Source organism: Naumannella halotolerans (assembly GCF_004364645.1).
Taxonomy (GTDB): Bacteria; Actinomycetota; Actinomycetes; order Propionibacteriales; family Propionibacteriaceae; genus Naumannella; species Naumannella halotolerans.
In genome coordinates, this window is the sequence record NZ_SOAW01000001.1 from 1,669,403 (window position 1) to 1,681,616 (window position 12,214).

A 12,214-nucleotide genomic window follows, 5' to 3' on the forward strand; every position below is an offset into this window, starting at 1 on the left:
CGAGCCGTCGAAAACACGGTGTCTGGCTCCCTGCATAGGTCATCGACTTGCCACGCCTCACGGACCCCACCGATACCCGGCGATCATGCCGCTGGCGAGTTGTGCCCGCACGCCGAGCCCGCACACCGGGTTCCTGCACGCCGAGCGTCACACCGGGTACGGTTCGAGATCCAGCAGTTAGCCCTCCAGCCGGCTGGCTTCCTCATCGTCTCCTGCACGCAGCCCGCACGCCGGCCCTCTCTTATGGCGGGCCGGCATAAACCACCGCAGCTGGCAGAATCGTCCGAGCAGCGATCGATTAGGCCTCGACGGCGCTCGCTGCTAAAGTTGGCTGTCGCGCCGTGTGCCGGGCAATCCGTGTACCGCGCGAGGACTTTCCGAACAGACCATACGATCCTGACGGATCACGAGAACTACCCGAGGCGTGCAGTGGCAAACATCAAGTCGCAGATGAAGCGGATCAAGACCAACGAGAAGGACCGCTTGCGGAACAAGGCCGTGAAGTCGGCCGTCCGCACCCACATCCGTCGCTTCAACGAGGCCGCCGCAGCCGGCGACGCCGCCAAGGCCGCGGAACTGGCCGCCGCCGCCTCGCGTGCGCTGGACAAGGCCGCCTCGAAGGGCGTCATCCACAAGAACCAGGCAGCGAACCGCAAGTCGGCCATCGCAACCAAGGCTGCTTCGGTCTCCGCCTGACCAATTCACGCTGACCGGTTCGCGCCGGTCGCACCGCCCCGCCGAACACGCCTCGGCGGGGCTTTCGTGCGTCGCCACCTGGTCCGCCCCGGGATATATCGAGTGAGCGCCTGAGCAGCACCCGGCGACAAAGTCGGAGCGTCGCCGACCGGTCCCTGGGCAACGGCGCGTCGCGAACCCTGTCGACCGAGCCACGGACGTCGCGGATCGGTCGCCCCTGGTAACAGTGCGTCGGCGATGGCCTTCTCGGCCCGGTTCTGCGAGCCGACGCGCCGCGGACCCCGCCGACCAAACCACAGAGCGCCGCGGACCCCGCCGACCAAACCACAGAGCGCCGCGGACCCCGCCGACCACGCCACGGCGCACCCGGGACCTCGTCGACAAACCACGGCGATGCGCGTCGCCCGGCCCAGTGATCTCGATCGCCCGACCCAGTGATCTCGATCGCCCGACCCAGTGATCTCGATCGGCAGCCGCCCGAGGCCGGTGGTGAATCCGGGCGCGCATCGTCATGGTCGTCCGGTTCGGCAATCTGCCATGCTGGGGGCCGAGCGGATCGCGAGATCCAGACGAAAGGCACGAGATGGCGGACATCCCGAAGACCATGCGCGCGAGCGTCCTGGTCGACACCAACCGCATCGAGATGCAGGAGCGACCGGTCCCTCAGGCCGGCCCGGGAGAGGTACTGATCCGGGTGCGGTCGGTCGGTGTCTGCGGATCCGATGTGCACTACTACTACGAGGGCCGGATCGGCGATTTGGTCGTCGAAAGCCCCCTGGTGCTCGGCCACGAGGTGTCCGGAGTGATCGTCGATGTCGGTCCCGGGGTCAGCGAGGACCGGATCGGCGAGCGAGTGGCGATCGACCCGCAGGTGCCGTGTCGACACTGCCGCTTCTGTCGTACCGGCAAACTGAACCTCTGCCGGGAGATGAAGTTCTATGCCACACCGCCGATCGACGGAGCGTTCGCCGACTACGTCACAGCCCCGGCGGACTTCTGTTATCCGGTTCCGGACAGCATCAGCGACAACGCCGCCGCACTGCTGGAACCCTTCTCGGTCGGTTTGTGGGCCTGCAGCAAGGCCTCGATCGAACCGGGATCAACCGTTTTCATCACCGGCGGTGGCCCGATCGGTGCATTCGCGGCCATGGCAGCGCGTGGGTACGGCGCGACCTCGGTGATCGTCAGCGACCTGGTGGAGTCGCGCCGGGAACGGATCCTGTCGTTCGGTGCGACCGAGTCGGTGGACCCGACCGACAAGTCCTTCGACCCCTCGGCCATCGGCGCCGACGCGTTCATCGAATGCTCCGGAGCAACACCTGCACTGCTGTCGGGACTGCACGCCCTGCGTCCAGCGGGTACGGCGGTGATGGTCGGCCTCGGCGCGGAGGAGATGCCCATCCCGGTGCAGTTGATCATGAACAACGAACTCGTGCTGACCGGGATGTTCCGCTATGTCGACACCTGGCCGAAGGTGATCGAACTGGCGCGAACCTCTCCCTTCGATCTCGACGCCTTGGTCACCGGTGAGTTCGAACTGGAGGACGCCGAAGCGGCGCTGACCAGCGACAGCGATCCGATGAGCATGAAGTCGGTTGTGGTGGTGTCGCGCGCATGAGCATCCTCGACACCTTCTCCCTCGCCGGTCGTACCGCACTGGTGACCGGCGGCTATCGCGGGCTCGGGCTGGCGTTCTCCCGAGGCCTGGCCGAGGCCGGTGCCGATGTGGTGATCGCCGCCCGCGACGGCGAGGCCAGCGCCACCGTGGCGGCCGAACTGGCTGCCGAGACCGGACGTACCGTCGTCGGCACTGCGCTGGACGTCAACGATCGCGACTCGATCCGGGCTGCGCTCGACCTGGCCCTGGAGCGAACCGGGCGACTGGATGTGTTGGTCAACAATGCAGGCACCTGTTATCACCGACCCGCGCTGGAGGTACCCGACGACGAATGGGACAGCGTGTTCTCGACCAATGTCGACGGATTGTGGAAGATCAGCCAGGAGGCTGCGAAGCACTTCTCCGCCGTCGGCGGTGGCAACATCGTGAACGTCGGGTCGATCTCGGCCGAGATCGTCAACCGACCACAGTGGCAGCCGGCCTACAACGCCTCCAAGGCCGCGGTGCACCAACTCACGAAGTCACTCGCCGCGGAGTGGGCCCCGCTGAACATCCGGGTGAACGCCGTGGCCCCGGGGTACGTGAAGACGGAGATGGCACCGGTCGACGACCCGAAGTTCAAGGCGCGGTGGATCGACGACTCTCCGATGCAGCGGTATGCATTGCCGGCGGAGATCGCTCCGACGGTGGTCTATCTGGCCAGCGACGCCTCGTCGTTCATGACCGGTTCGGTGGTCGTCATCGACGGCGGGTACACCACCTTCTGATTCTCGGAGCTGAGCGTCGCCCACTGACCTCGGAAGTGATCATCGCCCACGGATCCTCGCAGGTGATCATCGCCCACGGATCCTCGCAGGTGAACATCGCCCACGGATCCCGCAGGTGAACATCGGCCGGGAGTTGGGCTCGGCTGCCTACCCACCCCCGGGACCCACCATCCCGGGATCGTCCGGACCGGCCGGCCGAGTTGGATCGGGGTACTCCGGCCGATGGTGCAGTTGCGTCCGGATTCAGCCGCGAGCGCGACCCGCGATTGCCAGTACCGCGCGTTCCAACGCGTAATCGGCATTGTCGGCGGCGCCCTTGATGTCGGCATCGGCGACGGCGACGACGGTCAGCGCCTGAGCCAAGGAACTGTCGTCCCAGGCGCGGAGCTGGCTGCGCATCGACTTCAGTTTCCAGGGCGGTACACCGACATCCTTCGCGATCTCTGCATCACGCAGTCCCGAACCGCGCAGCCCGGACAGCTTGCCCAGCCCACGTACCCCGGAGGCCAGTGCGCTGGTGATCAACACCGGCGCCACACCGGTCGCCAGCGCCCAGCGCAACTGTTCGAGCGCTTTGGCTGTCTGGCCCGTCATCGCCAGGTCGGCGATGACGAAACTGGTCGTCTCCGCCCGACCGGCGAAGTACCGGCCGATCAGTTGCTCGGTGATCACCTGATCCTCGCTGTCGGCCAGCAGTTGATCAACGGCCGCGGCCAGCGAGCGCAGGTCGTGCCCGACAGAGTCGACCAACAGCTGGGCTGCCGTCGAATCGATCCGGCCGCCCCCGGCACGGGTTTCGGCGACCACGAACTTGGACACCTCCCACTGCTTCACCTGCGGACAGTCGACGACCTCGACCTGCTTCGACTTCTTCAGCTTGTCGAGCAGGCCGCGCCCCTTCTGCCCCCCGCCGTGCACCAGCACCAGGGCCAGGTCGGCCGGTGTCGCCTGGGCCATTGCGAGCACGGCGTCGGTGAGATCAGCGGGCAGGTTCGCCAGATCCCGGATCACGGCGACCGACCGCTCTGCGAACAACGACCCGCCGGTGATCTCGGCCAGCACGCCCGCATCGACTGCATCGGCCTGGACATCGTTGAGCTGTGCATCGGGCGTCTCCGCACGACAGGCCTTCACCTGCGCGGTGACCTGGCGATCGGCCAACAGCGACTCCGGGCCGGTGACCAGGACGGTACGGCCGAACGGGCTGCTCTTCGATGCCATTGCACCAGCATGCCATCACCCACTGACCGACGGTGCCGATGACGTGCAAGGTCCATTGCAAGTCGCCGGTGGCACCGATGCCGTACAAGGGTCCGCTTCAGGTCGGCGTTGGGTGGCACCGATGCCGTACAAGGGTCCAGTTCAGGTCGGCGTTGAGTGGCGCCGACGACGTACAGGGTCCGATGCAGGTCGTCATCGGCAACGCGCGCCACCCCTTACCGAGCCTGCGGCCCATGCAGCCCGCACACCGAGCCCGACTGACCGGTCATGGTCGGACTCCGTCCTGGGTGGCGACAGACAATCCGCCCTCGTCGGCCACCACCGCGATCGCACCGCTGCGGTCGGTGCTGAGGACGGTCATGTGCATCGAGCGCAGCATGGTCACCGTCGACGGTGCCGGGTGGCCGTAGTCGTTGTCCTCCCCTGCCCCGATCAGGGCGACCCGAGCACCGGTGGCGGCCAGGAACTCCTCGTCCTGTCGTGACGACCCGTGATGGGGCACCTTCAACACATCGGCCCGCACCGAAGCGCCTGCGGCCAGAAGCTGGCTCTGGCCGGCGGGTTCGAGGTCGCCGGTTGCCAAGACGGTCAGCTCCGGGGTGGCGATCCGGGCCACGATGCTGGCGTCATTCTCCGCACCCGACTCACTGTCCGAACCCGGCGCTGCCTCAGTCACCGACACCGGGCCGTTCGCCAGGGGCGCCAGTATCTCGACACTCGCCCCGGCGACGGCGAACCGATCGCCTCGCCGCACAGTTCGGGGTTGCAGCCCGTGACCGGCCAGTTGACGAGCCACCTCGGCATTGCCCGTCGATGCTGCCGACACCAGCACGGTGCCGACGGTACGCCGCGACCCGAACACCCCCTCGATGCCACCGACATGATCGGCGTGGGAATGGCTGAGCATCAACAACGGGACCGTCCGTACCTGCAGTTGGTCCAGGCACGTGCGGATCGGACCTGCCTCGGGACCGGTGTCGACGACGATCGCCGCACCACCGCCGAGGTCGATCACCAAACCGTCCCCCTGACCGACCTCGCAACCCACCACCGCCCACTCGCGGGGCGGCCAGCCGGGAGGGTTCACCGGTCGCAGCAGGGCCAACAGCAGCAGTATCGCCATGCCGACGGTGAGCCAGCGATGGCGCAGCAACCGTCCTGCCAACCAGGCGACGATGAGGCAGCCGGTTCCCAAACCGATGAGTGCCACCGTCGAGGTCGGCCACTCGACCACCGCACCCGGAAGCTGCGAACCGTAGGTGGCTATCCAGATTATTCCCTGGGCGCACCAGCCCGCGAGGCTGCCTGCGACAGCCGCGGGCCAGGGGTGGATGACCGACAAACCGGCGGCCGTGAAACCCAGCACGGTCGCCGGTCCGACCAACGGCGCGGCCAGCACGTTCGCCGCCAGCCCGACCAGCGAGACCTGGCCGGACAAGGCGGTCACCACCGGTTGGGTGGCCAACTGCGCGGCCAGGGCGACGCAGAACGCCTCGGCCAGTGGTCGGGGCAACCACAACGCCAGCCGCTCCGACCAGGGGCCTGCCCAGCAGACGATTCCGCCGGTGGCCAGGACCGACAGGACGAACCCCCACTGCAGCCCCAGCCAGGGGTCGATCACCAACAAGACGATCACGGCCACCGACAGGGAACGAATACCCCGGGCCCGGCCGCCGGTGACACCGAGCCCGGCCAGCCCGACCAGGCCCATGGCCGCGGCGCGGACCACGCTCGGTTCAGCCCGACAGAGGACGACGAAGGCGGCCACGCCGAGCGGCCCGACCGCCCGCAGCCACCAACCGGTCAGGCCTGCCCACCGGGCCAAGGTGAGTACGAGCGCCAACATCAACGTGAGATTCGCTCCCGAGACAGCTGTCAGGTGGGTCAGCGCGGTGGCCTCGAACGCGTCATCGAGACCGTCGGGGAAGAACGTCATGTCACCGACCACCAGCGCCGGCACCAGGCCTCGACGCTCCGCCGGTTGCCCGGCGACCGACTCCCGCAACCCGGCACGGATGTGTTCGACTGAGTCAGCCACCGGCGATGGAGAGGCGAGCGTCGACGGGGGTGAGCGCAGGCGTCCCACGGCGGCCGAACGGTCACCGAGGCGTTCGGGCAGGCTCAACGACACCCGGACCCGCACCGTCGTCCCCACCACCGGTGCGATCAGCCCGGCCGCACGATCGCCCGAGGCGGTCAGGGTCACCGGAAGCGCGGTCCGCCACCGTCGTCCGCCGCTCTCGAAATCGGTCAGCCGAGCCTGTCTGATCGCGAACTCTCCCCTACCGCCGGCTGCAGGCAGGACGACCGCATCCTGGGTCAGGCGCACCACCATCGTGGCACCGGCACCGGATTGCGCGGCCTCCCGCACCGGGGACGACTCGAGAACGGCAAGCTGTAGCCCGGCAGAGGCCGCGACCGGAATGAGCGTGGCCCCGGCCGCGGTCAGGGCCAGCAGCCGCAAGCGCTGACCGGCGATGATCAACACCACCGCGGCCACCGCCGACGCCACCGAGCCCACCGCTCCGAGGAGCAGGCTCGCCCCCACCGCCGCCCAGGTGAGAACGGCGGTGGGTACGAGTCGCAGGTCCCGCTCGGTCGTCGGCTCGGCGACCGGCCCGAGAAGTGTCCCCCACCGCCGGTGAAGATCGACGGTCATACCGAGATCAACGGGGCCAACTCGGCATAGGTCTTCGGCCCGATCCCGGACACGTCCTGCAACTCCTCGATGCTGGCGAACGGGCCTTGTTCGGTACGCCAGGCAATGATCTTGGCTGCAGTCTTCGGACCCACCCCGGGCAGCGCCTCGAGCTCACCGGCGGTCGCGGTGTTGATGTTGATCTTGGTTCCGGAGCCCTCGGCACCGGTGGTGGCGCCATTGTCCCCACCACCGCTGTCCCCGCCACCGCGTACCTCCCCTGCCGGTTCGGAGCTGCTGCCGACGACGATCTGCTGCCCGTCGGACAGGGGTTGGGCCAGGTTCAGCTCGGCCGGATCGGCACCCTCGGACAGTCCCCCGGCAGCCGCCAGGGCGTCGTCGACCCGGGAACCGGCCGCCAACTCGACCACTCCTGGTTCCTCGACCTCCCCGAGCACATGCACGGTCACCCTCTGGGTCACGGATGCTTCGGCCGTCGGAGCAGCTGCGACGGACCCGGTCGCCGCCGGTACGGCAACGGCCTCGATCGGCACCGGCCTGTTCAGCCAGGACCGGAACCCAAAGACACCGACGAGCAAACCGACCAGGACCAACAGCACCACCACGTGCAGGGCCGTGAACCGCCGCCGACCCGGCGGCCACCGCTCCGCGACAGGATCGGTCACCTCACCGGCCGGAGGCTCCTGACCCAACCGGGGTACGCCTGCCGGTCGAGGCCTCGCAGCCGCGGTCTCGGACGTGCCGTCGGCATCGGCCCGCCTGCGCCGCAGCGTCGCGACCTCGGCCAGCCAATCCGGATCGGGGTGCAGAACCTCCGTCGGCCGGTCATCCGGATCCTCGCCACCGACCCGCATCACCGCGCGCCGCGGCCGCTCGTCGGCACCGGGACGCCGACGGCTCCGTGTATCCGGTCGGCGGTGATCGGGCGACCTGACCCGATCATCGACCGGGACCGTCACCGATCCGGCGACCATCTCCTCGAGCCGCTGTCGTACCCGGTCGGTCACCCGGGCATCGCCGAACAGGTCTGCCATGTACACACCGTCGGCTGCGCCGGTACCCACCGACCGCCCGCCGACGAATCTGTGGACAACCAGGACCGGTCAGCCGCCTGTGGACACGATGCCGGGCGAGGCCACTGGGGAGCGACAACGAGTACGTCGAGACCGAGCAGTACCGGCTCGGGCGATGACTGCCTTCAGTCAGTACTGGGGTGTCGGCGGTAGGAGTTCGGCGTGAGGCCCAGGACGCGGCGGAAGTCGGTGGTGAGGTGGGCGTGGTCGGCGTACCCGAGATCGGCAGCGACCTGGCTGATCGTCAGGAACGGATCCTCGCGTAGACGTTGGGCGGCCTCCTGGAGGCGGTAGCGGCGGATGACGGTCAGCGGTGGCAGGCCGACATGGCGTCGCGCAAGACGCTGCACTGCCCGGATCGAGATGCCCAGTCGATGGGCGACCTGATCGACACCGACGATGGTGCGGTCGGCGGAGATCAGGTCTTCCATCGCATTGGCCAGCAGACCGCTCTCCCCCGCTGGGTCAAGATGCGCGCTGATCCATGCGGTGCAGGCTCCGACGGCGCGCTCGCGCCCCGTTGTCTCGTCATCGTGGCGCATCGCGGCCCGAACGGTCTGATGCAACTCGGTGGCATCGAAGGGCATTTCGATGTCGTGGATCGCACGAGGATCGGGGTGGAGAGCGGCGATCCCAGCCGGTCGCAGAAGTACCCCGACGGCCCAGCCCCGCCCTCGCAGATCGCGATGTGATGCCCCGGTGGTGGGGCCCGCCAGGATCACGTTCTCGGGTTGGACGACGAGGTTGGAGGCCGGGAACGGCAGTAGCTCCTGTCGTGAGATTCGCCCGGCGGGAAGGTTCCATCGAGGGATCCAGAACCAGCGGATCAGCTCACGCAGTTCTTGGGGCGCGGGTTCTCGATGGAACGACGGCAGCCTGGCCGGGTAGAGGACACCGCGGCCATCGCTCAGGTCAGCCATCGTGCCCCTCTTTCTGCGAAGTCGTCGCGAATCTTCAAGCCAGACCGGCGGAGTCGCTCGTACGGTCGCTGCATGGACAATCACGAGACACCCCGACGCGGGGTCACCGGACAGCACACCACCGAGGGCATCCCACACGGCTCGACCAGCCTGACCCCGTTCCTGACCATCCAGGGCGCGGCAGACGCGATCGAATTCTATCGCTCGGCGCTCGGCGCTCGGGTGGTCGACGTCACCGAGGTCGGCGGCATCGTGGTCCACGCCGAACTGGACTTCGGCAACGGCCGACTCCAACTCGGAGAACCCAACCCCGACTATGGATTGGAGCCCGCGCCGGCAGGAGAGGGCGACTGCTACTCGATCGGCCTGTACTGCGCCGACGTCGATACGTTCGTCGCACGTGCCCAGCAGGCCGGCGCGACGATCCGCGAACCCGTCAGCACATTCGTCTCCGGGGACCGGTTCGCCTCCATCCGAGACCCCTTCGGCGTGCGCTGGTCGATCATGTCTCGTGTCGAAGACCTCTCCGAAGCCGAGAGCTCCCAGCGAGTCGCCCGATGGGCAGCCGAGCAAGAGACGACGAACGCCACCTGAGCAGCGCTCACCCTCCGCGACAACCGGATCAGGTCAACCTGATCAAGCGGGGACGATGCTGACCAGCTTCGGCGCCTTCACGATCACCTTCCGGATCTCGGCACCGGCCAGTGCCCGCTGGACATTGGCATCGGCCAGAGCCAGCTGCTCCAGGGTCTCGGGAGAGACATCCGGGGCGACCTCCAGCTTCGCGCGTACCTTGCCCTTGATCTGCACCACGCAGGTCACCGAATCCTCCACCAGCAGCGCCGGATCGGCCGCCGGCCAGGTGGCATTGGCCACCGACGGTGCGTGACCCAGCAGCTCCCACATCTCCTCGGTGACATAGGGAGTGAACAGACTGAGCAGGACAGTCACGGTCTCGGCGGCCTCCCGGACCGCCGGATCCCCACCTCCGTTGGCATCCAGGGACTTCCGGGCGGCATTCACCAGCTCCATGATCCGGGCGACCGAGACGTTGAACTTGCGTTCGGTGATCTGCTCGGTGACCGCCGCAATCGTCTGGTGGGTCACCCGACGCAATGCCTGGTCCCCGGTCGCCGGATCGGATCCGGGTGCGCTGGTCACCTCCGTGGCCAGCCGGTAGGCACGGTTCAGGAACTTCAACGATCCCGCCGGCGACACATCGGCCCAGTCGATGTCGTCCTCCGGCGGACCGGCGAAGATCACCGTCAGGCGCACCGCATCGACACCGAACTCGTCGATCTGCTTGCCCAGGTCGACACCATTGCCCAGCGACTTCGACATCGCCTTGCCCTGGTTGATCACCTGCCCCTGGTTCAGCAGCCGTTGCATCGGCTCGGTGAAGTCGATCATGCCCATGTCGTGCAGCACGCGGGTGAAGAACCGCATGTACAGCAGGTGCAGGATGGCGTGCTCCACACCGCCGACGTACTGGTAGATCGGCATCCACCGCCCGACCGCCTCGGGATCGAAGGGCCCGTCGGTGTATCCGGGTGAGGTGAAGCGGAAGAAGTACCACGAGGAGTCGACGAAGGTGTCCATCGTGTCGGTGTCCCGCTTCGCCGGGCCGCCACAGATCGGGCAGGTGGTGTTCACCCAATCGGTGGCCGCGGCCAGCGGGGATGTCCCCTTCGGCGCCAGGTCGGCACCGCGCAGATCGGGCAGTTCCACCGGCAGTTGATCATCCGGTACGGGAACCTCCCCATGCTCGGGGCAATGGATGATCGGGATCGGGCAGCCCCAGAAACGCTGCCGGCTCAGCAACCAGTCGCGCAGGCGGTACGTGACCGCCGGCTCGCCACGCCCCTCGGCGGTCAGCTGGGCGATGATCGCTTCGATTCCCGAGGACTTGTCGGTCAGTCCGTCCAAGGTGCCGGAATCGACATAGGCACCGTCGCCGGTGGTGGCCACACCGGTCTCGGCCGGATCGGCATCACCGGTGTCGACCACCCGACGCACCGGCAGGTCGAACTTCCGGGCGAAGTCCAGGTCGCGTTGATCATGGGCCGGGACGGCCATCACCGCACCGCTGCCGTAATCGGCCAGGACGTAGTCGGCGACCCAGATCGGCACCTGCTCACCGTTCACCGGATTCGTCGCGTACCGGCCGGTGAAGACACCGGTCTTCTCCCGCTCGGTGGACTGCCGGTCGATCTCCGATGCCTGCTTGGTCTTCTCCAGGTAGGCCTCGAAATCTGCACGATGATCATCGGTCACCAGCTCGTCGGCCAATGCCGACTCCGGCGCCAGCACCATGAAGGTGGCGCCGTAGAGGGTGTCGGGTCGGGTGGTGAAGACCCGGATCGGTTCACTGCGTCCGTCGACGGCGAAGTCGACCCAGGCACCGGCCGACTTGCCGATCCAGTTGCGCTGCATCGTCAGCACCCGCTCCGGCCAGTTGCCGGACAACTCGTCCAGACCGGCCAGCAGGTCCTCCACGTAATCGGTGATCTTGAAGTACCACTGGGTCAGGTTCCGCTTGGTCACCTCGGCACCGCAACGCTCGCAGTGGCCGTCGATCACCTGTTCATTGGCCAGCACCGTCTGGTCGTTCGGGCACCAGTTGACCGGGCTCGCCTTGCGATAGGCCAGCCCGCGCTCGAAGAACCTCAGGAACAGCCACTGGGTCCAGCGGTAGTACTCCGGGTCGGAGGTGTGCAACCGCTTGGTCCAGTCCAGGCTCAACCCGTACCGGCGGAAGGAGCCGGCCTGGGTCTCGATGTTGGCGTAGGTCCACTCGGCCGGATGCGCATTGCGCTTGATCGCAGCGTTCTCGGCCGGCAGCCCGAAGGAGTCCCAGCCGATCGGATGCAGCACGTCGTAACCCTGCAACCGCAGGAAACGCGCGATCACATCACCCATGGCGAAGGCCTCGGCATGACCCATGTGCAGATCACCCGAGGGGTAGGGGAACATGTCGAGCACGTAGCGACGTTCCTTCTCGCCGTCGTCGGCGGCGACGAAGGTGTCGTTCTCCTCCCAGTACCGCTGCCAGCGTTCCTGGGCGGCCACGGCGTCATAGCGCCGCTCCGTCGCCTCGGTCGGCTGCTGCTCGCTGGTCTGCTGCTCGGTCATCGGTCCTTCCTCTGCCTGCTCTTCGTGTGGTCTCTCGCCGGACATGCAAAGACCCCTCGCACAGGAGGGGTCGCCGCATCGAGCCTTGTGCTCAACGCGGCCCGAGAAGGAGCAGGGCACGTGCCATA

9 protein-coding genes are annotated in these 12,214 nt (G+C 67.6%); 4 read left to right on the top strand and 5 right to left on the bottom strand.

Annotated features, from left to right (window positions below; translation table 11 throughout):
* The first annotated feature begins 429 nt into the window (after positions 1–429).
* The 3 genes from rpsT to CLV29_RS07695 all read left to right on the top strand — a co-directional run bounded on the left by rpsT (position 430) and on the right by CLV29_RS07695 (position 3,081).
* Positions 430–696 (top strand): 30S ribosomal protein S20, encoded by a 267-nt coding sequence (rpsT, locus tag CLV29_RS07685; protein ID WP_133754348.1) that lies wholly within the window; start codon positions 430–432, stop codon positions 694–696.
* Positions 697–1,279: 583 nt separating this feature from the next.
* Entirely contained in the window at positions 1,280–2,314 is a 1,035-nt protein-coding gene (locus CLV29_RS07690) for an NAD(P)-dependent alcohol dehydrogenase (protein WP_133754349.1), read from the top strand.
* Positions 2,311–3,081, top strand: a complete 771-nt coding sequence (locus tag CLV29_RS07695; protein ID WP_133754350.1) for an SDR family NAD(P)-dependent oxidoreductase — start codon at positions 2,311–2,313, stop codon at positions 3,079–3,081. Before CLV29_RS07690 ends, CLV29_RS07695 begins: the two co-directional genes overlap by 4 nt.
* 243 nt (positions 3,082–3,324) lie before the next feature.
* Here CLV29_RS07695 and holA read toward each other — a convergent pair whose 3' ends face one another.
* From holA to CLV29_RS07715, 4 genes are all read right to left on the bottom strand, one after another.
* Positions 3,325–4,302, bottom strand: coding sequence for a DNA polymerase III subunit delta (gene holA, locus CLV29_RS07700; protein ID WP_133754351.1), 978 nt, complete (start codon positions 4,300–4,302; stop codon positions 3,325–3,327).
* Positions 4,303–4,567: 265 nt separating this feature from the next.
* On the bottom strand, positions 4,568–6,961 hold the full coding sequence (locus CLV29_RS07705; protein ID WP_133754352.1) for a ComEC/Rec2 family competence protein: 2,394 nt from the start codon (positions 6,959–6,961) through the stop codon (positions 4,568–4,570).
* On the bottom strand, positions 6,958–7,995 hold the full coding sequence (locus CLV29_RS07710) for a ComEA family DNA-binding protein (protein ID WP_133754353.1): 1,038 nt from the start codon (positions 7,993–7,995) through the stop codon (positions 6,958–6,960). The genes CLV29_RS07705 and CLV29_RS07710 overlap by 4 nt, the downstream gene beginning before the upstream one ends.
* Positions 7,996–8,159: 164 nt before the next feature.
* The gene (locus tag CLV29_RS07715) at positions 8,160–8,954 is read right to left on the bottom strand and encodes an AraC family transcriptional regulator (RefSeq protein WP_133754354.1); all 795 of its coding nucleotides are present in this window, start codon (positions 8,952–8,954) and stop codon (positions 8,160–8,162) included.
* Positions 8,955–9,026: 72 nt separating this feature from the next.
* On the opposite strand from CLV29_RS07715, the gene CLV29_RS07720 reads away from it, so the two are divergent.
* A complete protein-coding gene (locus CLV29_RS07720) occupies positions 9,027–9,548 on the top strand; it encodes a VOC family protein (RefSeq protein ID WP_133754355.1) in 522 nt (173 codons plus the stop codon).
* Between the two features lie 42 nt (positions 9,549–9,590).
* Here the strand turns inward: CLV29_RS07720 and leuS are convergent, their stop codons facing one another.
* Complete coding sequence (gene leuS, locus CLV29_RS07725; RefSeq protein ID WP_133754356.1) at positions 9,591–12,086, bottom strand: leucine--tRNA ligase; 2,496 nt, start codon at positions 12,084–12,086, stop codon at positions 9,591–9,593.
* Positions 12,087–12,214: the final 128 nt, after the last annotated feature.

What these genes read in the sequence shown, in the direction of transcription:
- CLV29_RS07690 (WP_133754349.1), top strand. Translation starts at nt 1,280, where the DNA reads ATGGCGGACATCCCGAAGACCATGCGCGCGAGCGTCCTGGTCGACACC.
- CLV29_RS07695 (WP_133754350.1), top strand. Translation starts at nt 2,311, where the DNA reads ATGAGCATCCTCGACACCTTCTCCCTCGCCGGTCGTACCGCACTGGTG.
- holA (WP_133754351.1), bottom strand. Translation starts at nt 4,302, where the DNA reads ATGGCATCGAAGAGCAGCCCGTTCGGCCGTACCGTCCTGGTCACCGGC.
- CLV29_RS07705 (WP_133754352.1), bottom strand. Translation starts at nt 6,961, where the DNA reads ATGACCGTCGATCTTCACCGGCGGTGGGGGACACTTCTCGGGCCGGTC.
- CLV29_RS07710 (WP_133754353.1), bottom strand. Translation starts at nt 7,995, where the DNA reads ATGGCAGACCTGTTCGGCGATGCCCGGGTGACCGACCGGGTACGACAG.
- CLV29_RS07715 (WP_133754354.1), bottom strand. Translation starts at nt 8,954, where the DNA reads ATGGCTGACCTGAGCGATGGCCGCGGTGTCCTCTACCCGGCCAGGCTG.
- CLV29_RS07720 (WP_133754355.1), top strand. Translation starts at nt 9,027, where the DNA reads ATGGACAATCACGAGACACCCCGACGCGGGGTCACCGGACAGCACACC.
- leuS (WP_133754356.1), bottom strand. Translation starts at nt 12,086, where the DNA reads ATGACCGAGCAGCAGACCAGCGAGCAGCAGCCGACCGAGGCGACGGAG.